Source organism: Pseudomonas sp. AMR01, from assembly GCF_041946035.1.
In the GTDB taxonomy this organism is placed as follows: domain Bacteria; phylum Pseudomonadota; class Gammaproteobacteria; order Pseudomonadales; family Pseudomonadaceae; genus Aquipseudomonas; species Aquipseudomonas antarctica_B.
In genome coordinates this window covers 1-21760 of record NZ_JAUTYR010000055.1, presented here as the reverse complement: position 1 = coordinate 21760, position 21760 = coordinate 1, and the positions used below count along the sequence as shown (strand labels likewise).

Annotated in this window: 20 protein-coding genes; 7 read left to right on the top strand and 13 right to left on the bottom strand. The window is 59.5% G+C overall.

Translation table 11 applies throughout. The features are described 5' to 3' along the window. Window positions 1-292: 292 nt before the first annotated feature. From Q7C20_RS25445 to zwf, 3 genes are read right to left on the bottom strand one after another with little or no spacing between them, the layout of a single operon-like run. The gene (locus Q7C20_RS25445) at window positions 293-958 is read right to left on the bottom strand and encodes a bifunctional 4-hydroxy-2-oxoglutarate aldolase/2-dehydro-3-deoxy-phosphogluconate aldolase (protein ID WP_375071006.1); all 666 of its coding nucleotides are present in this window, start codon (window positions 956-958) and stop codon (window positions 293-295) included. A 17-nt stretch (window positions 959-975) separates the two neighbouring features. Next, on the bottom strand, window positions 976-1689 hold the full coding sequence (pgl, locus tag Q7C20_RS25440) for a 6-phosphogluconolactonase (RefSeq protein WP_375071005.1): 714 nt from the start codon (window positions 1687-1689) through the stop codon (window positions 976-978). Further along, the gene (zwf, locus tag Q7C20_RS25435) at window positions 1676-3142 is read right to left on the bottom strand and encodes a glucose-6-phosphate dehydrogenase (RefSeq protein WP_375071004.1); all 1467 of its coding nucleotides are present in this window, start codon (window positions 3140-3142) and stop codon (window positions 1676-1678) included. The genes pgl and zwf overlap by 14 nt, the downstream gene beginning before the upstream one ends. Window positions 3143-3361: 219 nt before the next feature. Between zwf and Q7C20_RS25430 the strand changes: the two genes are divergently transcribed. After that, window positions 3362-4222, top strand: a complete 861-nt coding sequence (locus tag Q7C20_RS25430; RefSeq protein ID WP_170039859.1) for a MurR/RpiR family transcriptional regulator — start codon at window positions 3362-3364, stop codon at window positions 4220-4222. 170 nt (window positions 4223-4392) lie between these two features. On the opposite strand, the gene Q7C20_RS25425 is transcribed toward Q7C20_RS25430, so the two are convergent. The 10 genes from Q7C20_RS25425 to Q7C20_RS25380 form a co-directional block, all read right to left on the bottom strand. Further along, the gene (locus Q7C20_RS25425; RefSeq protein ID WP_348061803.1) at window positions 4393-5238 is read right to left on the bottom strand and encodes a D-hexose-6-phosphate mutarotase; all 846 of its coding nucleotides are present in this window, start codon (window positions 5236-5238) and stop codon (window positions 4393-4395) included. Between the two features lie 102 nt (window positions 5239-5340). Further along, entirely contained in the window at window positions 5341-6687 is a 1347-nt protein-coding gene (locus Q7C20_RS25420; protein ID WP_348061804.1) for a carbohydrate porin, read from the bottom strand. Between the two features lie 96 nt (window positions 6688-6783). Further along, window positions 6784-7944, bottom strand: a complete 1161-nt coding sequence (locus Q7C20_RS25415; RefSeq protein ID WP_375071003.1) for an ABC transporter ATP-binding protein — start codon at window positions 7942-7944, stop codon at window positions 6784-6786. 2 nt (window positions 7945-7946) lie between these two features. After that, the gene (locus Q7C20_RS25410; RefSeq protein ID WP_375071002.1) at window positions 7947-8792 is read right to left on the bottom strand and encodes a carbohydrate ABC transporter permease; all 846 of its coding nucleotides are present in this window, start codon (window positions 8790-8792) and stop codon (window positions 7947-7949) included. Further along, window positions 8785-9693, bottom strand: a complete 909-nt coding sequence (locus Q7C20_RS25405; protein WP_053257700.1) for a carbohydrate ABC transporter permease — start codon at window positions 9691-9693, stop codon at window positions 8785-8787. Before Q7C20_RS25405 ends, Q7C20_RS25410 begins: the two co-directional genes overlap by 8 nt. A gap of 92 nt (window positions 9694-9785) precedes the next feature. Beyond that, window positions 9786-11072: an ABC transporter substrate-binding protein gene (locus Q7C20_RS25400; protein WP_348061310.1), complete on the bottom strand. Its 1287-nt coding sequence runs from the start codon at window positions 11070-11072 to the stop codon at window positions 9786-9788. 104 nt (window positions 11073-11176) lie between these two features. Next, window positions 11177-12436 (bottom strand): AGE family epimerase/isomerase, encoded by a 1260-nt coding sequence (locus Q7C20_RS25395; protein ID WP_375071001.1) that lies wholly within the window; start codon window positions 12434-12436, stop codon window positions 11177-11179. Between the two features lie 272 nt (window positions 12437-12708). After that, window positions 12709-13533: an ATPase gene (locus Q7C20_RS25390; RefSeq protein ID WP_375071000.1), complete on the bottom strand. Its 825-nt coding sequence runs from the start codon at window positions 13531-13533 to the stop codon at window positions 12709-12711. A gap of 127 nt (window positions 13534-13660) precedes the next feature. After that, complete coding sequence (locus Q7C20_RS25385) at window positions 13661-14659, bottom strand: NAD-dependent epimerase/dehydratase family protein (protein ID WP_375070999.1); 999 nt, start codon at window positions 14657-14659, stop codon at window positions 13661-13663. Window positions 14660-14711: 52 nt separating this feature from the next. Next, window positions 14712-15605 carry a LysR family transcriptional regulator ArgP gene (locus tag Q7C20_RS25380; protein ID WP_348061318.1) on the bottom strand — a complete coding sequence of 298 codons (894 nt, stop codon included), beginning with the start codon at window positions 15603-15605 and terminating at the stop codon, window positions 14712-14714. Window positions 15606-15703: 98 nt separating this feature from the next. On the opposite strand from Q7C20_RS25380, the gene Q7C20_RS25375 reads away from it, so the two are divergent. The 6 genes from Q7C20_RS25375 to Q7C20_RS25350 all read left to right on the top strand — a co-directional run bounded on the left by Q7C20_RS25375 (window position 15704) and on the right by Q7C20_RS25350 (window position 21599). After that, window positions 15704-16105, top strand: coding sequence for an ACT domain-containing protein (locus tag Q7C20_RS25375; protein ID WP_375070998.1), 402 nt, complete (start codon window positions 15704-15706; stop codon window positions 16103-16105). 5 nt (window positions 16106-16110) lie between these two features. Then, window positions 16111-16710 (top strand): LysE/ArgO family amino acid transporter, encoded by a 600-nt coding sequence (locus Q7C20_RS25370; RefSeq protein ID WP_348061322.1) that lies wholly within the window; start codon window positions 16111-16113, stop codon window positions 16708-16710. A gap of 178 nt (window positions 16711-16888) precedes the next feature. After that, window positions 16889-17485: a superoxide dismutase gene (locus Q7C20_RS25365; RefSeq protein WP_003212997.1), complete on the top strand. Its 597-nt coding sequence runs from the start codon at window positions 16889-16891 to the stop codon at window positions 17483-17485. 149 nt (window positions 17486-17634) lie between these two features. Continuing rightward, a complete protein-coding gene (locus tag Q7C20_RS25360) occupies window positions 17635-17874 on the top strand; it encodes a hypothetical protein (protein ID WP_348061324.1) in 240 nt (79 codons plus the stop codon). 202 nt (window positions 17875-18076) lie between these two features. Continuing rightward, window positions 18077-20128: an EAL domain-containing protein gene (locus Q7C20_RS25355; RefSeq protein WP_348061326.1), complete on the top strand. Its 2052-nt coding sequence runs from the start codon at window positions 18077-18079 to the stop codon at window positions 20126-20128. A gap of 127 nt (window positions 20129-20255) precedes the next feature. After that, window positions 20256-21599: an imelysin family protein gene (locus Q7C20_RS25350; protein ID WP_375070997.1), complete on the top strand. Its 1344-nt coding sequence runs from the start codon at window positions 20256-20258 to the stop codon at window positions 21597-21599. The last annotated feature ends 161 nt before the right edge of the window (window positions 21600-21760 follow it).

Sequence of the window (21760 nt, the reverse complement as noted above, 5' to 3'; positions counted from 1 at the left end):
TGGGCCAAGGATGGCCCATCACGGCGGCCCACGGATTCAAGCCGGAGTGAGGGCACACCGAGCCATAGCGAGGTGCCAAGTGGTGGGGCAAAGACCTTTTGGTTACTTTTGGGGCGTTTGCCAAAAGTGACCCGCTGTAAGAGCGGAACCAATACCAGCCGTTACCGCAGCAACGGATATGTACTCAACACCCCAGCCCCACCTTTCCCACAGGCAAAAAAAAAGCGGCACACCGACCAAGTGCACCGCAAAAATGCCGTTAAGCACAGCAACAACGATTCAATAAATCAGTTCAATCCAACAGCGCCAGCGCCTGTGCGGTGACTTCCTGGATGCGAGCCCAGTCGCCGTTCTTGATCCATTCCGGATCAAGCATCCAGCTACCGCCCACGCACATCACGTTTTTCAACGCCATGTACTGCTTGATATTGGCCGGCCCCACACCGCCTGTTGGGCAGAATTTCACTTCGCCAAACGGGCCACCCAGCGCTTTAATCGCCGCCACACCGCCGCTGACTTCCGCCGGGAACAACTTGAAGCGGCGATAACCCAAACCGTAGCCTTCCATGATCCCGGAGGCGTTACTGATCCCCGGCAGCAGCGGAATCGAGCTGTGCACCGAAGCCTCCAGCAGGTCACGGGTAATACCCGGCGTCACGATAAATTGCGAACCCGCCACTTCGGCCGCTTCAAGCATATGACGATCCAGCACAGTGCCAGCACCGGTGCACAGTTCAGGCCGCTGCTCGCGCAGGACCTGAATGGCTTTGAGGCCGAACTCGGAACGCAGGGTCACTTCCAGTGCGGTCAAACCGCCGGCTGCCAGCGCATCGGCCAGCGGCAGAATGTCCTGTTCGCGAGCGATGGTGATCACCGGCAGAATCCGCGCCTTGGCGCAGAGGCTGTCGATGAGGGCAACTTTGTCCGCCATGGACACGGTCGGTTGAGGGCTTTTCATAGCGGCTGATCCTTGGCTCATGGGCACCAGTAAATCTCTAAAGTAGGTTGCAAAAACGCGCGAATCGGCATGGCGGCAACGTCGTCACTCGCCAGCGCGGCGCTTAAGGTGGTCAATTTCGAACTGCCGGAAATCGACAGCACGGTGTAGTGAGCCGTGGCCAGCAGCGCGCGACTCATGGTCAGGCGCTGGTGCGGCACGGTCGGCGCCAGCATCGGCCAGCAACGGCGGGTGCCGTCGGGCCGCAGGGCTTCGCTCAGGTTCGGGCTGTCCGGAAACAGCGATGCGGTGTGGCCGTCATCGCCCATGCCCAGTACCAGCACATCAATGCCTGGCAACTCTGCCAACTGGCGGTCGGCCAGTTCGGCGGCGTCTTCAAGGTTCGCGGCAACGTTATACAGGCTGAGAAACTTTGCCTTGGCCGCCGGGCCCTGCAGCAGGTATTTCTTCAACAGCCCGGCATTGCTGTCGGCGTGCTCCACTGGCACCCAGCGCTCGTCAGCCAGGGTGATGGTGACTTTGGACCAGTCCAGGCCTTGTTTGGCCAGGTTCTGGAAGAACGCCACGGGGCTGCGGCCACCGGACACCACCAGGGTCGCTTCGCCACGGGCACTGATGGCCGCGCGCAGTTGCTCGGCCACGTCAGTGGCCAAACCGTCCGCAAGCAGCACGGGCGTGCGGTACTCATGGGCAGTCACACCCTGAGGCAGTTTCAATTCAGATATCGCCATACCAAGACCTCCCATCCCGCGTGATCAGTGCTATTGAGCTCATCGGCCCCCAGGACCCGGCCGCGTACGGCTTGGGCGCATCACCGGATTTCTTCCACCCGGCGATCAACTGGTCACACCACGTCCACGCGGCTTCGATTTCATCTTTACGAACAAACAGGTTCTGATTGCCGTTCATGACTTCCAGCAACAACCGCTCGTAGGCATCGGGGATCCGCGCGCTGCGATAGGTGTCGGAAAAATTCAGTTGCAGCGGGCCGCTGCGCAGTTGCATGCCCTTGTCCAGACCCTGCTCCTTGGTCATCACACGCAAGGAAATACCTTCGTCCGGCTGCAGGCGGATGATCAGTTTGTTGCTGATCTGCAGGCGCTGCTCGGGGGCGAAGATGTAGTGGGACGGTTCCTTGAAGTGGATAACGATCTGCGACAGCTTTTGCGGCATGCGCTTGCCGGTACGCAGGTAGAACGGCACACCGGCCCAACGCCAGTTACGAATATCGGCACGCAGGGCGACGAAGGTTTCGGTGTCGCTCTGGGTGTTGGAATTCTCTTCTTCGAGGTAACCCGGCACCGGCTTGCCGGCGCTGTAACCGGCGATGTACTGGCCGCGCACCACTTGAGTGGTCAGGCCTTCCGGGCTGATCGGCGCCAGGGCTTTGAGCACCTTGACCTTCTCGTCACGAATGCTGTCGGCAGACAAGTCAGCCGGCGGGTCCATGGCGATCAGGCAGAGCAGTTGCAGCAAGTGGTTCTGGATCATGTCGCGCAGCTGGCCGGCCTTGTCGAAATAGCCCCAACGGCCTTCGATACCGACCTGCTCGGCCACGGTGATTTCCACGTGGGAAATGTAGTGCTGGTTCCACTGGGTTTCGAACAGGCTGTTGGCAAAACGCAGCGCAATAAGGTTCTGGACGGTTTCTTTGCCCAGGTAATGGTCGATGCGATAGGTGCGGTTTTCCGGGAAAAACTGCGCTACGGCGTCGTTGACCTTGCGCGAGGATTCCAGGTCCGAGCCGATGGGTTTTTCCAGGACCACGCGGGTATTTACCGCCAACCCGACCTTGGCCAGGTTTTCGCAGATCGCGCCATACACCGCCGCCGGGGTGGCGAAGTAGGCAATCAGGCGTTGTTCGGTGCCGGCCTTTTCGGCCAGGCACACATAGTCATCGGCTTTCATGAAGTCGACATGCACGTAGGCCAGGCGTGCGAGGAAGCGCGCTGCCACGGCTTCGTCGAGTTCCTTGCCGACGTATTTACGCAATTCTTTTTCGATATGGGCCAGGTGCTGTTGCTCGGAACCGGCTTCACGGGCCAGAGCCAGGATGCGCGTGTCGTCGTGCAGGAGCCCGGCGCCATCAAGTTGATAGAGGGCAGGAAATAACTTGCGCAGCGCCAGATCACCCAAGGCGCCAAACAGGGCAAAGGTGCAGGGTTCTACGGTTATCGAAGGCATGATGTTTGTTCTTTTATCAAGTTAAGCTACAAATACCTTTTTTCAAGGCATCACTCAAGGAAAAATGTAGTAATAACCACAACATTTTCCCGAAAAACGCATTCCGAGTGGTGGTGTTCAGCTACCCTCAGTAGGATAGGCCACCGCAAAGGGCCACTCGTCAGTTGACTGCCACCCTTTATTTGCATCGTCGCCCGAAGGAAAGACTGAATGGACCGCGTGCGAAATCTTCTGGAACAAATCCGGAACCGCCTCGAAGAATTGAACAAGGCCGAGAAAAAAGTCGCCGAGGTCATCCTGCTCAACCCGCAGCAGGCGACCCGCTTTTCTATCGCCGCCCTCGCCCAAGCCGCTTCGGTCAGTGAACCGACGGTCAACCGTTTCTGCCGTTCGTTCGGCGTCAGCGGTTACCCTGAACTTAAATTGCAGCTGGCGCAAAGTCTGGCCAGCGGCGCGGCGTATGTCAGTCGCGCGGTGGAAGCCGATGATAACCCTGAGGCCTACACGCAGAAGATCTTTGGCAGCGCGATTGCGTCCCTGGACAGCGCCTGCCAGGCCCTCGACCCGGCCCTGATCAGCAAAGCCGTGGATTTGTTGATCCAGGCGCGGCAGATCCACTTTTTCGGCCTCGGCGCTTCAGCCCCGGTGGCAATGGATGCGCTGCACAAGTTCTTCCGCTTCAACCTGGCGGTCACCGCACACGCCGACGTGCTGATGCAGCGCATGATCGCTTCGGTGGCGCACACCGGCGAGTTGTTCGTGATCATTTCCTACACCGGGCGTACCCGCGAGCTGGTGGAAGTGGCGCGTATCGCCCGGGAAAACGGTGCGTCGGTGCTGGGCGTAACCGCCGAGAACTCGCCACTGGCCAAGGCCAGTACCGTGAGCCTGAACATTCCGTTGCCCGAAGACACCGACATCTACATGCCGATGACCTCACGGATCATTCAGTTGACGGTACTGGATGTGTTGGCGACGGGAATGACGTTGCGCCGGGGTGTGGATTTCCAGCCGCATTTGCGCAAGATCAAAGAGAGTTTGAATGACAGCCGGTATCCGGTTGGGGATGAGTTTAACTAAGACTGCACACCGGCACCCTGTGGCGAGGGAGCTTGCTCCCGCTGGGCTGCGCAGCAGCCCCAATGAGGTCATTGCACTCTTCCAGAAAGAACTCGATCGCCTGTTTCAGGGCCGCTTCGCGCCCCAGCGGGAGCAAGCTCCCTCGCCACAAAGGGCCAACAGCATCACCGCTAAACCCCGGCCCGCGCCTGCAAACTCAGATGCGCCCGCTCCCCCGGTGCCAAACTCGCCGCAGCCATCGCCGACTCCACGCACACAAACCCCGATGCCTCGTTAAAGCTCACGCCCAATAACGGCCGGCTTCCCGGGTGCCACACCACGGTGTCGGCACTGTCGCCGGTGTCGATGCACAGCTCGCGCTGCCAGGCGTGGTCCTTGAGCTGCAATTCACCGTCATGCTGGAACACTCGCTGACAACCGCCATCGACTCGCAACTCACCTTCCTGCTGGCATACCTGGCGATTGAGCTGGTCGTAGCCTTGCGCCCCATCGAGCCCAGACAGCGCTACCTCATCAACGTGACCGATACGCCAATAGGCGTGCAAAGCATGGCTCAACTGGCACGGCAGCTCGTCCTGATGCTCGGTGCTCAGGCGCAGCTCCAGGGTTTCGCCCAGGTGAGCGTGCAAGTCCACCTGCCAGTCGCACAGTTGCAGTTGCCAGTGCAGGCGCACGCCATCGTCGTCGGTGCTGCTGTCGAGCAATTTCCAGTCGATCAGGCGCGCCCAACCATGGGACGGCCAGGCGTTTTCGCTCGGGTGACGCCCATACCACGGCCAGCACACTGGCACGCCGCCACGAATGGCGCCGACCTGTGGCCACTTGGCCGCACACCACAACCAGGGCTTTTGCCCGGTGGGCTGAAAGTGCAGCAACTGCGCGCCCTGGCGACTGAACACCGCTTGGCACAGCGGATGGTCAATCACCAACACATCGCGCATCTGAAAGCGCTCCCAGGCAAACACCGGCTGTTCGCGCAGGGATTTGAAAAAGCGTTGTAGAGGATGCTCTTGCATGTGCCACAGTCCTGAATTTCTTTACAGTGCTGCCCAAAAAAAGCGGGTAGCCATGGCTACCCGCAAAATGCGCACAGAGAGAAGGAGCTTATCGCAACAGCGTTAGAACACGGACTGAATTTTCAGGCCGGCAACCAGCGCGTTGTCGACTTTATCCACGCCGCCAGGCTGGACGACGTATTGCAGGTTGGGACGCACGGTCAGCCAGTTGGTAACGTGGAAGCCGTAGTTGATTTCGAAGTTGTACTCGGTTTCGCGGATCGGCGCGAACAGCGGGTTGTCGAAGTCGGTCACGCCATTGGCCACGTTGAGCAGCTCGGCGTTTTTCTTCACATCGTCGTTGACGTGCAGACGAGCGGCACCAATCCCGATATCGTCTTTTGGACGCGCATCGAACGGGCCTTTGTATACCAACATGATCGATTGATAGTTATCGACAGTATTGGTTTCTTTGTCGTGGAAAGTGGCGTTGGCAGCGATATTCAGGCCGCGCGACGCGTCGCCGTTATGCGTGGTGAGTTGCTGTTGCGCAACGAACCAGTAGCCTTTTTTGCTGCTGCGAGTACGAAAGCTTGCGCCAGTGGTGGCAGCATCGTTGCCGTTGACGTCTTCACGTACGTCGCTGGCATCGGCGGCGCTCTTGTAGAAACCTACACGGTATTCGCCCGGCAGGCTGTTGACCTTGGGCGACCAAACCAATTCCACCGGGATAACAGTGCCCTTGGTGCCGCTGCCGCTGAGTTTGAAGCCGTTGCCGTGCTCCAACTGCGATGGGTTCTGGTTGTACGCACCGATTTGCGCATACAGCTCAGGATTGATGTGGTATTTCACGCGGATAGCGGCCTGGGCCACCGGCCAGTTGTACCAGGTGCTGACATAGTTGCCGACCTGGGAGCCACAGAACGACAGGTTCTGGAAGTCGCACGGGAAGGTGTTGAAGTCTTCGCCTTCACCGAAGTAGCCGAGTTTCACGTCCAGCTTGTTATCGAACATCTGGTGCTGAATCCAGAACTGGGTCAAGCGCACCATGTGGCCACGGCCGTAGACTTCCATCGACGAACTCAGGGTGCCCGCGCGCGGGTCGCCAATGCGGTCGTTGGAGATGTTTTGGCCATTACGGTTGGTCAACTGGATCTTGGCCTGAGTGTTGTCCCAGCCCCACAGTTTCTGCAGGTCCAGTGCAACGCCCAACCCAAACTGGTCGGCGTAACGGCCAGTTTTGTCGTCGTTTGAACCGCCGCGCAGGTTGGCGCCCATCTCACCGACGTAATCAGCCTTGATGTCGATACCTTGCTCGATGAGCTTGGTACGTTCACCACCCCAATCACCAGTCATCCACTTGGAATCGGCGCTGAATGCATCGTCTGCCATCGCATTGGCGGACAATACCAGGGCTGCAGCTGCTGACAGTTGGCAGATCAGCCGGGTGTTGTTGTGTTGCTTTTTCATCCCTACATCCTCGTCTTTATTGTTATTAAACTGTTTTTATCTAACGCGGTTTACTTTTTTAGCTAAAACAACAAGTTATCCATTCAGGCGTAACGTTCAACGTCCCTTGAATTGGGCAACATTGCCGGCATGATCCTGTGCAGGCAACGAAGCTGTAGTGCCCAGGCGCTCGCCGGTCTTGGCGTCAAACAGCAGCACCTTGGACGGGTCGAATTGCAGCGTCAGGGTCTCTCCCACCTGCGGCGCCACATCCGGCGCCAGACGGCAGCAGACCTTGGTGTCATTCAATTGCACGAACACCAGGGTGTCCGGGCCAGTCGGTTCGGTTACCTGCACTTCGGCACGAATGCTCGAGGTGCTATTGCCCTCCCCCGTCGCCAGTACGATCTGTTCCGGGCGCAGGCCAAGAATCACATCGCGGTCTTCCAGGCCAGCGTCGTTCATGCTCAGCGGCAGTTCGCAACGGGCCTGGCCGCTGTCGAGCAGCGCAACCAGTCGGCCATCCTTGCGTTGCAGACGCAAAGGTACAAAGTTCATTGGAGGTGAACCGATAAAGCTTGCCACAAACAGGTTGGCCGGGTCGTTGTAAATTTCTTTCGGCGTACCAAATTGTTGAATGATGCCGTCTTTCATCACGGCCACTTTGTCGCCCAGGGTCATCGCTTCGATCTGATCGTGGGTGACGTAGACGGTGGTGGTTTTCAGACGCTGGTGCATCAGCTTCATTTCGGTGCGCATCTCGACGCGCAGCTTGGCGTCGAGGTTGGACAGCGGTTCGTCGAACAGGTAGATCTTCGGACGACGCGCCAGGGCACGGCCCATGGCGACACGTTGCTGCTGGCCACCGGAGAGTTGACCCGGCTTGCGGTTAAGCAGGTGCTCGATCTGCAGCAACTTGGCCACGCGCGCCACTTCGGCATCGATATCCGCCTGCGGCATCTTGCGGATCTTCAAACCGAATTCGATGTTCTCGCGCACGCTCATCGTCGGGTACAGCGCGTAGGACTGGAACACCATGGCGATGTCGCGATCCTTGGGGCTCATGCCGCTGACGTCCTGGTCACCGATCATGATCGCGCCACCGGTGATGGTTTCCAGCCCGGCGATGCAGTTCATCAGCGTGGATTTACCGCAACCCGAAGGGCCGACCAGAATCAGGAATTCGCCTTCCTTGATCGACAGTTCGATGTTCTTCAAGGTGTCGGGCAGGCCGGCGCCATAGGTCTTGTTTACATTGCGAAGTTCAAGCGTAGCCATGATTACCCCTTGACCGCGCCGGCTGTGAGGCCGCGCACGAAATACTTGCCTGCGATCACATAGACCAGCAGGGTCGGCAGCCCGGCGATCATCGCCGCTGCCATATCAACGTTATATTCCTTGGCCCCGGTGCTGGTGTTGACCAGGTTGTTCAGCGCCACCGTGATGGGCTGCGAGTCGCCACTGGAGAACACCACACCGAACAGGAAGTCGTTCCAGATCTGGGTGAATTGCCAGATCAGGCAAACCATGATGATCGGCGTCGACATCGGCAGAATGATCAGGCGGAAGATGGTGAAGAACCCGGCACCGTCCAGGCGTGCAGCTTTGATCAGCGCATCCGGAATGCTCACGTAGTAGTTACGGAAAAACAGCGTGGTAAACGCCAGGCCGTAGACCACATGTACAAACACCAGGCCCGTGGTGGTGCTGGCCAGGCCCATCTTGCCGAGGGTGAACGACGCCGGCAGCAGCACGGTCTGGAACGGCAGGAAGCAGCCGAACAACAGCAAACCGAAGAACAGCTGCGAACCACGGAAGCGCCAGAACGACAGCACATAGCCGTTCAGTGCGCCGATGGCGGTGGAGATCAATACCGCCGGAACCGTGATCTTTATCGAGTTCCAGAAGTAGCCATCGACGGTGGCCCAGGCCTTGACCCAGCCGATGCCGGTAACCACGGTCGGCCAGCTCAGCAGGTTGCCGGTGCTGATGTCTTCCGGGGTCTTGAAGCTGGTCAGCAGCATCACCACCAGCGGCACCAGGTACAGCAGCACGGCGATGATCAGCACAGCGTAGATCGCGATGCGACTCAGGCTGATGGACGGTTTGGAGGCGAGACTAGTCATTACGCTTGGTCCTCAGCTCGGAGTACAGGTAAGGCACGATGATCGCGAGGATCGCGCCGAGCATCAGGATTGCACTGGCCGAGCCCATGCCCATCTGGCCACGACTGAAGGTGAACGAATACATGAACATCGCAGGCAGGTCGGACGAGTAGCCCGGGCCGCCGGCGGTCATGGCCGCTACCAGGTCGAAACTCTTGATGGCGATGTGCGCCAGGATCATTACTGCGCTGAAAAACACCGGACGCAGGCTTGGCAGCACCACACTCCAGTAGATGCGCGGCAGGCTGGCGCCGTCGATCTGGGCAGCGCGGATGATCGATTGATCAACACCGCGCAGGCCCGCCAAGAACATCGCCATGATGAAGCCGGAGGCTTGCCACACAGCCGCGATCACCAGGCAGTAGACCACGCGATCGGGGTCGATCAGCCAGTCGAGACGGAAGCCTTCCCAGCCCCAGTCCCGCAGAAGTTTGTCCAGGCCCATGCCCGGGTTGAGCAGCCATTTCCACGCGGTACCGGTCACGATCATCGAGAGCGCCATCGGGTACAGGTAAATGGTGCGGATAAAGCCTTCACGACGGATTTTCTGGTCGAGGAAAATCGCCAGGGTCACGCCGATCACCAAGGTGATGCCGATAAACATCCCGCCGAACACTGCCAGGTTTTTGCTCGCGACCCACCAGCGGTCGTTGTCGAACAACCGCGCGTACTGCGCCAGGCCTGCCCATTTGTAGCTTGGCAGGAACGTGGAGGTGGTGAACGACAGCACGAACGTCCACAGGATGTAGCCGTAGAAGCCCACCAGCACGATGAACATGCTGGGCGCCAGCACCAGTTTAGGGAGCCAGCGCTGCAGTGCATCAAACGGCGAGGCCTTGCTGAACACAGCAACAGAACTCATGGGAAAATCCAGTACAGGGAAAAAGGACTACAGGAGCAAGCCTTGTGAGGGGTCAGGGGGTTTCCCCTCACAAGGACCAGCAGTGCTAACCGTTACTTGGCAGACTTGATCGCAGCGCCCAGTTTCTTGGCGGTGTCGGCTGGGTCAGCTTTCGGGTCGTTGATGAAGTTGGTCACGACATCAAAGAACGCACCTTGTACGGCCAGGGTGGTGGCCATGTTGTGCGCCATGCTTGGTTGCAGGCCGCCGGTCTTGGCATCCGCCAGGAAGTCTTTGGCTGCGGTCTGGGCGCAAGCGTCGAAACCGTACGAGTCCATTTTCTGCAGCATGTCGGTCCGAACCGGGATCGAGCCTTTGTTGATGCTGAAGACTTTCTGGAAGTTTTCACCCAGCACGATTTTGGCGATGTCCTGCTGACCGGCAGCAGTGCCTTTGTCTTTCTGCTTGAACACCGCCAGGGAGTCGATGTTGTAGGTGAAGGCTTTGTCGGTGCCCGGGAAGGCTACGCACTCGTAATCCTTACCGGCGACTTTCTTGGCGGCAGTCCATTCGGACTTGGCCCAGTCACCCATGATCTGCATACCGGCTTTGCCGTTGATGACTTTGCCGGCTTCGAGGTTCCAGTCCTGGCCTTTGCCGTCGACGTCCATGTAGGTCGCGACTTTCTTCAGCTCGGTCAGCGACTTGACCATTTCCGGGCCGGTCAGCGCAGCGTTGTCGAGGTCAACCAGGGCTTTCTTGTAGCCATCTGCACCCATGACCGACAGCACGACGGCTTCGAATACAGTGCTGTCCTGCCAAGGCTGGCCACCGTGGGCGAGCGCGATGAAACCCGCGGCCTTGAGCTTGTCGCCGGCTGCGTAGAATTCTTCGAGGGTGGTCGGGTTCTTGGTGATACCGGCTTTCTTGAAGACTTCCGGGTTGATCCACAGCCAGTTAACGCGGTGGATGTTGACCGGTACGGCAACGTAGTTACCTTCGTACTTCACGGTGTCGGAGACTTTCTTGTCGAGCAGGGAATCCCACTTCTCTTCTTTGGCGACGTCTTTGAGCACGTCAGTGTCGAGCAGGCCAGTCGACGCCCATTCCTGAATGTCCGGGCCTTTGATCTGGGCAACGGCGGGCGGGTTGCCAGCGACTGCGCGGCTTTTCAGCACGGTCATGGCTGTGGCGCCACCGCCACCGGCTACGGCACCGTCTTTCCAGACGAAGCCGTCTTTTTCAACTTGAGCCTTCAGTACGTCCACAGCTGCTTTTTCACCGCCTGAGGTCCACCAATGCACAACTTCAACCGTCCCTTTCGAGTCGGCGGCAAATGCACTGAGGGGAAACAAAGAGGCAATGGAAACAGCAACGGCGAGGCGATTAATCGCGTTCATCTGAGTACCTTTTCTTGTTGTTATGCATGCAAGTCTGGAGCTTGCGCTGCACGGAGTTTAAACAGGGATATTTGAGCCGCAGGTAACAAAGGGACGCACAAATGTCACCACTTGGTTACATAGAGTCCTCGACCCAGAGCGCTGGTCATGCTGGGAGCCAAAGGCAGTGCAGGCAGCACCACCGCTTGCCAGGCATGGTACAGGTCTGGTTTGCCACCCCAGATCTTCGCGCTGGGCGTGTTATGCGGGCTGAGTTCGTGGTGCCAGCTGCCGTTTATACGGTCGATAAAGCGGGTTTCGCAGAACTCCCAAAAGCGTCGATACCAGGTCTCGTAATGCAGTTCGCCGGTACGTTTGAGCAAGGCTTGGGCGGCAGCGCCGGCTTCGGCGTGGGTCCAGTGCAGGCGCTCGCGCACCACCGGGCGATAGTTCCAGTCCAGGGTGTAGACAATGCCGGGGGCACCGTCCACAGCCCACGCGTACTCGCAGGCACTGGCGAACAAACCCTTGGCGTCGGTCAACAGCCATTGCGGCGTGGCAAGCCCGGCTTGCAGGCGCGCGGCTTCCAGGTGCAGCACCAGCCGCGCCCACTCAAAACCGTGGCCGGGGGTGATGCCGTAAGGGCGGAAGCCATCAGCAGGATTGTCTTCGTTGTAGCCGAGCAACGGTTTCCAGCGCGCGTCGAAATGCTCGATGACCATGAACTGGTTGCCGGCCGCGTGGTTGTGGATAACCCGTTCGACGATGCGCAAGGCGCGGTCCAGCCAGCGCGTATCACCGGTCACATCGGCCAGGGCAAGGAAGGCTTCGGTGGCGTGCATGTTGCTGTTGGCGCCGCGATAGGCCTCAACGCCCGTCCAGTCCTGGGCGAAAGATTCGAGCATGACGCCCTCGTCTTCGCTCCAGAAAAACTGGTCGATGATATGCATGGCGTCGTTCAACAGGTTCTGTGCACCGGGCGCGCTGGCCACCACCGCCGAGCTGGCAGCCAGGGCCACGAAGGCGTGCAGGTAGGCCGCCTTGCCACGGTTGCCATCAAGGGCCTGGGGCGTGGCGAACCAGCCACCGTGTTGGCTATCGCGCAAAGGGCCACTGAGGGCGGTAACGCCATGCTCAACCAACTCGGCATAACCGGGCAGCCCCATGGCGTGGGCCATGGCAAAGCTGTGGGTCATGCGTGCGGTGTTCATGGTTTCGGCGTGGGCATCGGCCGGCAACTGGCCTTTGTCGTCCAGGTTGCCGAAACCGTCGGGGAGTCGCGAGGCTTTGGCGAATGTCAGCAGGCGCTGGCCTTCGGCGGCAAGCCAGGCGTAATGGGCAGGTGCGTTCAGCCAGCTGCTGGCAGGCAGTGGTTGCGTGGTCATGGGTAGCCCTTATTATTTTTTATGGGATGGCCGGAGTCTAAACAAGGGCGCGGTGGGGGCAAGTAACGAAGCGGAGGGGAAATGTCACAACGTTGTGACATTGACACGGACTGTGGCGAGCGGGCTTGCCCGCGCTGGGCTGCGCAGCAGCCCCTATTGGGAACGCCGCGGTATTTCTGAAAGTTATACGGCGCCCGTTTTGGGGTCGCTTCGCAACCCAACGCGGGCAAGCCCGCTCGCCACAGGAAGCCCGCCAACCGAAGTTCCGATCACTACTGGCGCAGCGGGGTGATCTTCGCCGGCGCGTTGAGTTGCTGCTGCAGGTTCTGCACCTGGCTCTGCAGCGTGGTGATGTTGCGCGTGGTCTGGATGCGGAACACGTCGAACTCTTTATTGGTCGGCGCATCGCTGTTGGCGGCCTGATTGTCCTGCGCGCTTTTGAGAACGATGAGGTCTTGCTCAAGGCGGGCGATGGCCGAGCTTGGGTTGCCCTGCTTCTTCAGGGCAGCGACGTCGGCGGACAACTCCTTGAAATCGCCTTGCGCAGCCTTAAGCGTGGCCACCGCTTCGGTCAATGCCTGCACCTGGCCTTGCAGCTTGGCATTGGCGGTCGACAATTCGGTGGTGCTGGCACTCATTTGTGCCAGCCGCTGATCAAGCTCGCTGGCTTGGCCAGCAACGCCGACTTGCTGTTTGCCCTGCTCCTGCAACTGCGCTTGCAGTTGCTGGATCTGCTGTTTCAGCGCTTCGCTGCCGTTGTTCACATTTGCCTCGCTGGCGACCACCTTGCCGGAGATATCCTGCAGGCGCCCCGCCGCTTCTTCGCTGATGCGCGCAAAGCTTTCCTGGGTCGCGACCAATTGCTGCCCCATCAGGGAAATCTGCTGGAAGCTCCACCATGCCAGGCCCGCAAAGGCGATCAGCAGCGCGCCGACCAACGCCCACAGCGGGCCGGTACTGGCGCTCTTTACCTTGACCACCTTGGTGTTGCGCGAGCGCACCGAAGTGGCGGGCGTCGGTTCGAAATCATCATCGTCCTCAAGATCAGCCCGCAGGCTGGGAACGTTGTCGAAATCGTCTTTAGCATCGTTACGCATGAATCAACCCTGAATCTATGAGATGGCTACCTGGAACGCCGAGCGATCGGAGTATAAACCGCGTTCACGCCGCACTGATCGACCCGGAACCCTGAATTCGGTTCCCGATGTGTTGCTGCTTGTGAGCTTATTTGAGGCCGGGATCCTGGGCCTTCCACCAACTGCAGAACTCATCAAGGGCAGTCCACAGACTGACCTTGGGCTCGTAGTCGAGATAATGCCTCGCCCGGCTGATGTCGAGGGTAAAATCTTTGTTCATCACCTGCATCCCCAGCCGCGACAGCGCCGGCTCCGGGCGCCCGGGCCACATCGCGCAGAATGCCTCGTTCAAGGCGGCTGCGCTGTAGGACAAACCGTAGGAGCGATACCGTGTGACCTGCGGCATGTCCATCTGGCGCATCACGTAGTTCACCACGTCCCACACCGGCACCGGCGTGCCGTTGCTGATGTTGTAGGCCTTGCCCAGCGCAGAGCCGGTGGCCAGCAAACTGCTGAGCAACGCTTCATTGAGGTTGTGCACACTGGTGAAATCGACCTTGTTGAGGCCGTCGCCCACAATCGCCAGGCGGTTCTTGCGCTGCATTTTCAGCAGGCGCGGGAAGATGCTCATGTCGCCAGCGCCGGTGACGAAACGCGGGCGCAAGGCCAGCACTTCCAGACCGAACTCCTGGGCACCAAAGACTTTTTGTTCCGCCAGGTATTTGGTGGCGGCATAAGGATGCTTGAAACGCTTGGGCACTTGTTCTTCGGTCAGGCCCAGGTGATCGCGCCCATCAAAGTAGATCGACGGCGACGACAGGTGCACCAGGCGCCCGACGCGCTGCTTGATGCAGGCCTCCACGACATTTTCCGTGACCAGCACATTGCCCTGGTGGAAGTCCTGATACTTGCCCCACAGCCCGACGGCGCCGGCGCAATGCACTACGGCTTCCACGTCACGGCACAGCTCGCGCACCAGGTCGGCGTCAGTCAAGTCACCCTGGATAAACTCAGCGCCACGCCGTATCAGGTGCTCCACACCTTCAGCGCGTCGCCCGTTGACCCGCACGTCCAGGCCCTGCTCCAGAGCGAAACGCGCGAAGCGCCCGCCGATGAAGCCGCTTGCGCCGGTGACCAGAATTTTCATTTGTTACCCCATGTTCTTTCGTTTTTCATCGCTGTTGCCTTGACGCCCGCTATCACTCCAACGGCACCAACCATTGACCGCATGCCTGGGCCAGATGGTCGGTCAACAGGCCCAACAGTTGTCCACCACTGCGCCAATGATGCCAGTACAACGGCACATCGATGGGCTTATCTGGCAATAGCTCAACCAATACGCCTTTTTGCAGCGCGTCGCGCACCTGCAATTCAGGCACCAACCCCCAACCCAGACCGGCCTCGGCGAGCCGGATAAACCCTTCGGACGAGGGGCATAAATGATGTTCGAAACCGCCGTCCACACCCAGGGATGCCAGATAGCGGTGTTGCAGGAAGTCATCCGGGCCGAACACCAGGGCGGGCGTTTTCGCCAGTTGATCAGCGCGCACGCCGTTCGGGAAATGCCGGGCAATAAAAGCCGGACTGGCCAAGGCCCGATAACGCATGGCGCCGAGCAACACACTGCGTGCGCCGGCCACCGGGCGTTCGCTGGCGCAAATACACGCGGCCACTTCACCGGCGCGCATGCGCTTGAGGCTCACGGTTTGGTCCTCCACCACCAGGTCCAGCAATAAATGCTGGTCGGCGCAAAAATCACCGACGGCCTCGGCCCACCACGTGGCCAGGCTGTCGGCATTCAAGGCGATGCGCAGGCGTTCGGGCATGCCCTCTTCGTCCAGCGCCGGCACCTGGCTTTGCAGGTCACGTTCCAGTAGCCGCACTTGTTGCACGTGGTTAAGCAGACGGCGGCCGATGTCGGTCGGCGTCGGCGGTGTGCTCCGCACCAACACCGGTTGGCCGATGCGCGCTTCGAGCAGCTTGATGCGCTGGGAAATCGCCGACTGCGACAACCCCAGCACCTGCGCGCCGCGTTCGAAGCCAGCCTGTTCCACCACCGCTGCCAGGGCAGAAAGCAATTTATAGTCGAACATCAGTTTCTCTAATGAGCGATGAGCAATAGTTGTTTTTCTTATACAGCGTGCCCCATGAGAATGACAGGCATCGCTTCTCTCTCTAAAGGAAACCTCACATGGCCGGCGAAACCGCCCTAGCGACCCTGCTGCGCAGCATGAGCCCGCATCTGAATGAGGGCGACTATGTGTTTTGCACCCTGCCCGACAACCGTATCCCCGACGGTTGCGACGTCATCGGCAGCTTTCGCGAGAAAGAAGGCCTGACGCTGATCGTTGAGCGCCAGCAGGCGGAACAAGCCGGGCTGACCTTCGATTACGTGGCGGCCTGGATCACCCTGAACGTGCATTCGGCGCTGGAAGCGGTAGGCCTCACCGCCGCCTTCGCCAGCGCGCTGGGCAACGCCGGCATCAGTTGCAACGTGATCGCCGGTTATTACCACGACCACCTGTTTGTCGGTCGCGCTGATGCACAGCGCGCCATGGATGTGTTGCGGCAACTGGCCGAAAACGCGGAGTAACCCTTATGTGGCAGAGCTACGTGAACGGGCTGTTGGTGGCCCTCGGCCTGATCATGGCGATCGGCACCCAGAATGCGTTCGTGCTGGCGCAAAGCCTGCGCCGCGAACATCACCTGCCCGTCGCGGCATTGTGTGTGGTGTGCGATGCCCTGTTGGTGGCGGCCGGAGTATTCGGCCTGGCAACGGTACTCGCGCAAAACCCGCTGCTGCTGGCGATTGCCCGCTGGGGCGGCGCGGCGTTCCTGTTGTGGTACGGCACGCTGGCGTTGCGCCGGGCGTTTTCGACACAGAGCCTGGCGCAAGGGGCCAACCTCAAGGTGCGCTCACTGCGCGCGGTGTTGCTCAGTGCCTTGGCGGTGACGCTGCTAAACCCGCACGTGTATCTGGACACAGTGCTGCTGATTGGCTCATTGGGCGCTCAACAAACCGAGCCGGGCGCCTACGTCGCCGGCGCGGCCAGCGCGTCATTTCTGTGGTTCGCGACCCTCGCACTTGGCGCAGCCTGGCTGGCCCCATGGCTCGCACGCCCGGCGACCTGGCGCCTGCTCGACCTGCTGGTTGCGGTGATGATGTTCAGCGTGGCCTACCAATTGATCAGCGCCTGAGAGATATTCCAAAACGCTCTGGAACCTCTATCCCACACAGTTGTTGCGTGGTTATGCCGCAACCCCGGTGCTATGATCCAGCCCCTGCGCCGCAAAGAGTACAAACTCCCCGGCGCTTGTTTGGCCGCCCGTGATCGGCCTTGCGCTCACCGCAACTGACCTGATTAGGAGAATCATCATGGCTTTCGAATTGCCGCCGCTGCCCTACGCACACGATGCCCTGCAGCCGCACATTTCCAAGGAAACCCTGGAATACCACCACGACAAGCACCACAACACCTACGTCGTGAACCTGAACAACCTGGTGCCAGGCACCGAGTTCGAAGGCAAAACCCTGGAAGAAATCGTCAAGTCCTCTTCCGGCGGCATCTTCAACAACGCCGCTCAGGTCTGGAACCACACCTTTTACTGGAACTGCCTGGCGCCAAACGCCGGCGGCCAACCTACCGGCGCGCTGGCGGAAGCCATCAACGCAGCCTTCGGTTCGTTCGACAAGTTCAAAGAAGAATTCACCAAGACTTCCGTCGGCACCTTCGGTTCCGGTTGGGGCTGGCTGGTGAAAAAAGCTGACGGTTCCCTGGCCCTGGCCAGCACCATCGGCGCCGGCAACCCGCTGACCAGCGGCGACACCCCGCTGCTGACCTGCGACGTCTGGGAACACGCCTACTACATCGACTACCGCAACGTGCGTCCAAAGTATGTGGAAGCGTTCTGGAACCTGGTCAACTGGAAGTTCGTGGCTGAGCAGTTCGAAGGCAAAACCTTCACTGCCTAAGCAACGCTTGCAGTAAAAAGAGCCCGGCCGTGTGCCGGGCTTTTTTATGGGCGATGAATAAGTGTTGATGTCGCAGGAACTGACTGCGTGGATTGCGCCACGCAGTCAACGTGAGGAATTCGCCTCTCGTACCTGTCGGAGAAATTACTATGTCCATTGGCGCACTAGCATCACTGCTCCCTATGGCTGGCGGTCTGGCCCAAGAGGGTCTGAAAGCCGTCACCGAGATCGCCAAAGTGGTCGGGCAACTGGCCAAGTCGCAGTCTGGCGACAAAGAAGGTGAAGGTGATCAAAACAAGATCGCGAACGAAGAGATGCACAACAAGGAACGTGTGAATTTCTCGGGCAACGACTCGGCAAGCAGCAACGTGAACATCAACATCGCGTAAAGACAGCCAAACCCTGCGGCGCACCCGCTGCGCCTGCGCGGTTGTCTCAGGCAGGCGGACTTACCTCCGCCTTGCCCCGGCGCCCAGCCTTCAAGTTCCCCGTCAAACCTGCCGATGCCCTAATGTTCCTTTGACTGCCATCACGAGATTGCCAATACTCATGGCATATTGAGGCTACCCGCACGGAACAAGGAATGACCCTTTGAAGCTGGAACTCAAAAACAGCTTGTCAGTGAAGTTGCTACGGGTTGTGCTGCTGTCGGCATTGATCGTGGGCGTAGTGCTGAGCGCGGCGCAGATCGTCTTTGATGCCTACAAAACACGCCAGGCCGTGGCGGGCGATGCCCAGCGAATTCTCGACATGTTTCGTGACCCCTCAACACAGGCCGTCTATAGCCTGGACCGCGAGATGGGTATGCAGGTGATCGAAGGCCTGTTCCAGGACGACGCCGTGCGCGTGGCCTCCATCGGCCATCCCAACGAAACCATGCTCGCGGAAAAAAGCCGTGAACTTCAGCAATCAAACACCCGCTGGCTGACCGACCTGATCCTCGGCCAGGAACGCACGTTCACCACGTCCTTGGTCGGCAAAGGCCCTTACAGCGAGTATTACGGCGACCTGAGCATCACCCTCGACACAGCCAATTACGGCAAGGGCTTTCTGATCAATTCGGTGATCATCTTTATTTCCGGCGTGCTGCGCGCCCTGGCCATGGGCCTGGTGCTGTACCTGGTGTATCACTGGCTGCTGACCAAACCGTTGTCGCGGATTATCGAGCACCTGACCTCGATCAACCCGGACCGGCCCAGCGAACACAAGATTCCCCAGCTCAAAGGCCACGAACGCAACGAACTGGGGCTGTGGATAAACACCGCGAACCAGTTGCTCGAGTCCATCGAACGCAACACCCATCTGCGTCACGAAGCCGAATCCAGCCTGCTGCGCATGGCTCAGTACGACTTTCTCACCGGCCTGCCGAACCGCCAGCAGTTGCAGGAGCAACTGGACCAGATCCTGATCGACGCCGGCCGCCGGCAGCGCCGTGTCGCGGTGCTGTGCGTGGGCCTGGATGACTTCAAAAGCGTTAACGAACAGTTCACCTACCAAGCCGGCGACAAATTATTGCTCGCCCTGGCTGACCGCCTGCGCGCCCATAGCGGCCGCCTCGGTACCCTCGCCCGCTTGGGCGGCGACCAGTTTGCGCTGGTGCAGGCCGATATCGACCAGCCGTATGAAGCAGCGGAACTGGCGCAAAGCATCCTCGACGACCTGGAAGCCGAATTCGCCCTGGACCTTGAGCAGATTCGCCTGCGCGCCACCATCGGCATCACGCTGTTCCCGGAAGATGGCGACAGCACCGAGAAGCTGCTGCAAAAAGCCGAACAGACCATGACCCTGGCCAAGAGCCGCTCACGCAACCGTTACCAGTTCTATATCGCCAGCGTCGACAGTGAAATGCGCCGGCGCCGTGAGCTGGAAAAAGACCTGCGCGATGCCCTGAGCCGCGATCAATTCCACTTGGTTTACCAGCCTCAGATCAGCTACCGCGACCATCGCGTGGTCGGCGTCGAAGCCTTGATCCGCTGGCAACACCCGGAACACGGCCTGGTGCCGCCGGATTTGTTCATCCCGCTGGCAGAACAGAACGGCACGATTATTCCGATTGGCGAATGGGTACTGGACCAGGCGTGCAGGCAATTGCGCGAGTGGCATGATCAGGGGTTCACCACTTTGCGCATGGCGGTCAACCTGTCGACCGTGCAGTTGCACCACACCGAGCTGCCGCGGGTGGTTAACAACCTGATGCAGATCTACCGCCTGCCGCCGCGCAGCCTTGAACTGGAAGTGACCGAAACCGGCCTGATGGAAGACATCAGCACTGCCGCCCAGCACCTGCTGAGCCTGCGCCGCTCCGGCGCGTTGATTGCAATTGATGACTTTGGCACCGGCTATTCGTCCCTGAGCTATTTGAAAAGCCTGCCGCTGGACAAAATCAAGATCGACAAGAGCTTCGTGCAGGACCTGCTTGATGACGACGACGACGCGACCATCGTGCGCGCAATCATTCAACTGGGCAAAAGCCTGGGCATGCAGGTGATCGCTGAAGGCGTGGAGACCGCCGAGCAAGAGGCCTACATCATTTCCGAAGGCTGCCACGAGGGCCAGGGTTATCACTACAGCAAACCGCTGCAGGCCCGGGAGTTGGCGGCTTATTTGAAACAGGCTGAGCGCGATAACGCGACGATTCTTTGAAATGACAAATCGATTCTGAATATTTCCCGCGTATAAGCCTTTACACAAAATGCAAATCTTTCGCATTATGTCGCAGTTTTTGCGCTCCCCCGCGCGCCCTATCAACAACCGAAGCAGGATGTTCGCCATGATTCGTATGCCCCTGGCCACCGCCAGTCTGCTGGCCATTGCCATTTCTCTCGCCGGTTGCGGCGAAGGTAAAGACAAGGCCGCCGCGCCTCAAGCGCCGACCCCGGCTGCCAGCACTACCGCTCCAGCGGCTGCCACGCCTGCCGGCCAGGTCGACGAAGCGGCCGCCAAGGCCGTTGTCGCGCATTACGCAGACATGGTGTTCGCGGTGTACAGCGACGCCGAATCCACCGCAAAAACCCTGCAAACCGCAATCGACACCTTCCTCGCCAACCCGAACGACGAAACCCTGAAAGCGGCCCGTACCGCCTGGATCGCCGCACGCGTTCCGTACCTGCAGAGTGAAGTGTTCCGTTTCGGCAACACGATCATCGACGACTGGGAAGGCCAGGTGAACGCCTGGCCCCTGGACGAAGGCCTGATCGACTACACCGACAAATCCTACGAGCACGCGCTGGGTAACCCGGGCGCCAACGCCAACATCATTGCCAACACCGAGATTCAGGTCGGCGAAGACAAGGTCGACGTCAAGGAAATCACCCCGGAAAAACTCGCCAGCCTCAATGAGCTGGGCGGTTCCGAGGCCAACGTTGCCACCGGCTACCACGCCATTGAATTCCTGCTCTGGGGCCAGGACCTCAACGGCACCGGCCCAGGCGCGGGCAACCGCCCGGCGTCGGACTACATGACCGGCGACGGTGCAACCGGTGGCAACAACGAACGCCGCCGCACTTACCTGCGCGCTGTGACGCAACTGCTGGTCAGCGACCTGGAAGAAATGGTCGGCAACTGGAAGCCCAACGTCGAAGACAACTACCGCGCCACCCTCGAGGCAGAACCTGCCATCGACGGCCTGCGTAAAATGTTGTTCGGCATGGGCAGCCTGTCCCTCGGCGAACTGGCCGGTGAGCGTATGAAGGTGTCCCTGGAAGCCAACTCGCCGGAAGACGAGCAGGATTGCTTCAGCGACAACACGCACAATTCGCACTTCTACGATGCCAAGGGTATTCGTAACGTTTACCTGGGTGAGTACGTGCGTGTTGACGGCAACAAGATGACGGGCCCGAGCTTGTCGTCGTTGGTGGCCAAGGCTGATCCGGCGGCTGATACGGCGTTGAAGGCTGATTTGGCGGCGACTGAGGCGAAGATTCAGGTGATGGTGGATCATGCCAACAAGGGTGAGCATTATGACCAGCTGATTGCAGCTGGGAATGATGCGGGCAACCAGATTGTGCGGGATGCGATTGCTGCGCTGGTTAAGCAGACGGGGTCGATTGAGGCAGCTGCGGGTAAGTTGGGGATCAGTGATTTGAACCCGGACAGTGCGGATCACGAGTTCTGATCAGTGTGGATTTGAAAAAGGCGACCTTTGGGTCGCCTTTTTTTATTGGTTGGGTGGGGGTTTGTGGGTGTGAATATCCGTTATTTGGGTAACGGCTGAAATCGGTTCCGCTCTTACAGCGGGTCACTTTTGGCAAACGCCCCAAAAGTAACCAAAAGGTC

Bases quoted from the DNA above. Each gene is read 5' to 3' on its own strand.
- Q7C20_RS25380 (WP_348061318.1), bottom strand. From the start codon at position 15,605: ATGTTCGACTATAAATTGCTTTCTGCCCTGGCAGCGGTGGTGGAACAG.
- Q7C20_RS25385 (WP_375070999.1), bottom strand. From the start codon at position 14,659: ATGAAAATTCTGGTCACCGGCGCAAGCGGCTTCATCGGCGGGCGCTTC.
- Q7C20_RS25425 (WP_348061803.1), bottom strand. From the start codon at position 5,238: ATGCAAGAGCATCCTCTACAACGCTTTTTCAAATCCCTGCGCGAACAG.
- Q7C20_RS25405 (WP_053257700.1), bottom strand. From the start codon at position 9,693: ATGAGTTCTGTTGCTGTGTTCAGCAAGGCCTCGCCGTTTGATGCACTG.
- Q7C20_RS25370 (WP_348061322.1), top strand. From the start codon at position 16,111: ATGTGGCAGAGCTACGTGAACGGGCTGTTGGTGGCCCTCGGCCTGATC.
- Q7C20_RS25420 (WP_348061804.1), bottom strand. From the start codon at position 6,687: ATGAAAAAGCAACACAACAACACCCGGCTGATCTGCCAACTGTCAGCA.
- Q7C20_RS25400 (WP_348061310.1), bottom strand. From the start codon at position 11,072: ATGAACGCGATTAATCGCCTCGCCGTTGCTGTTTCCATTGCCTCTTTG.
- Q7C20_RS25415 (WP_375071003.1), bottom strand. From the start codon at position 7,944: ATGGCTACGCTTGAACTTCGCAATGTAAACAAGACCTATGGCGCCGGC.
- Q7C20_RS25375 (WP_375070998.1), top strand. From the start codon at position 15,704: ATGGCCGGCGAAACCGCCCTAGCGACCCTGCTGCGCAGCATGAGCCCG.
- Q7C20_RS25410 (WP_375071002.1), bottom strand. From the start codon at position 8,792: ATGACTAGTCTCGCCTCCAAACCGTCCATCAGCCTGAGTCGCATCGCG.
- Q7C20_RS25360 (WP_348061324.1), top strand. From the start codon at position 17,635: ATGTCCATTGGCGCACTAGCATCACTGCTCCCTATGGCTGGCGGTCTG.
- Q7C20_RS25365 (WP_003212997.1), top strand. From the start codon at position 16,889: ATGGCTTTCGAATTGCCGCCGCTGCCCTACGCACACGATGCCCTGCAG.
- Q7C20_RS25390 (WP_375071000.1), bottom strand. From the start codon at position 13,533: ATGCGTAACGATGCTAAAGACGATTTCGACAACGTTCCCAGCCTGCGG.
- Q7C20_RS25350 (WP_375070997.1), top strand. From the start codon at position 20,256: ATGATTCGTATGCCCCTGGCCACCGCCAGTCTGCTGGCCATTGCCATT.
- pgl (WP_375071005.1), bottom strand. From the start codon at position 1,689: ATGGCGATATCTGAATTGAAACTGCCTCAGGGTGTGACTGCCCATGAG.
- zwf (WP_375071004.1), bottom strand. From the start codon at position 3,142: ATGCCTTCGATAACCGTAGAACCCTGCACCTTTGCCCTGTTTGGCGCC.
- Q7C20_RS25445 (WP_375071006.1), bottom strand. From the start codon at position 958: ATGAAAAGCCCTCAACCGACCGTGTCCATGGCGGACAAAGTTGCCCTC.
- Q7C20_RS25395 (WP_375071001.1), bottom strand. From the start codon at position 12,436: ATGACCACGCAACCACTGCCTGCCAGCAGCTGGCTGAACGCACCTGCC.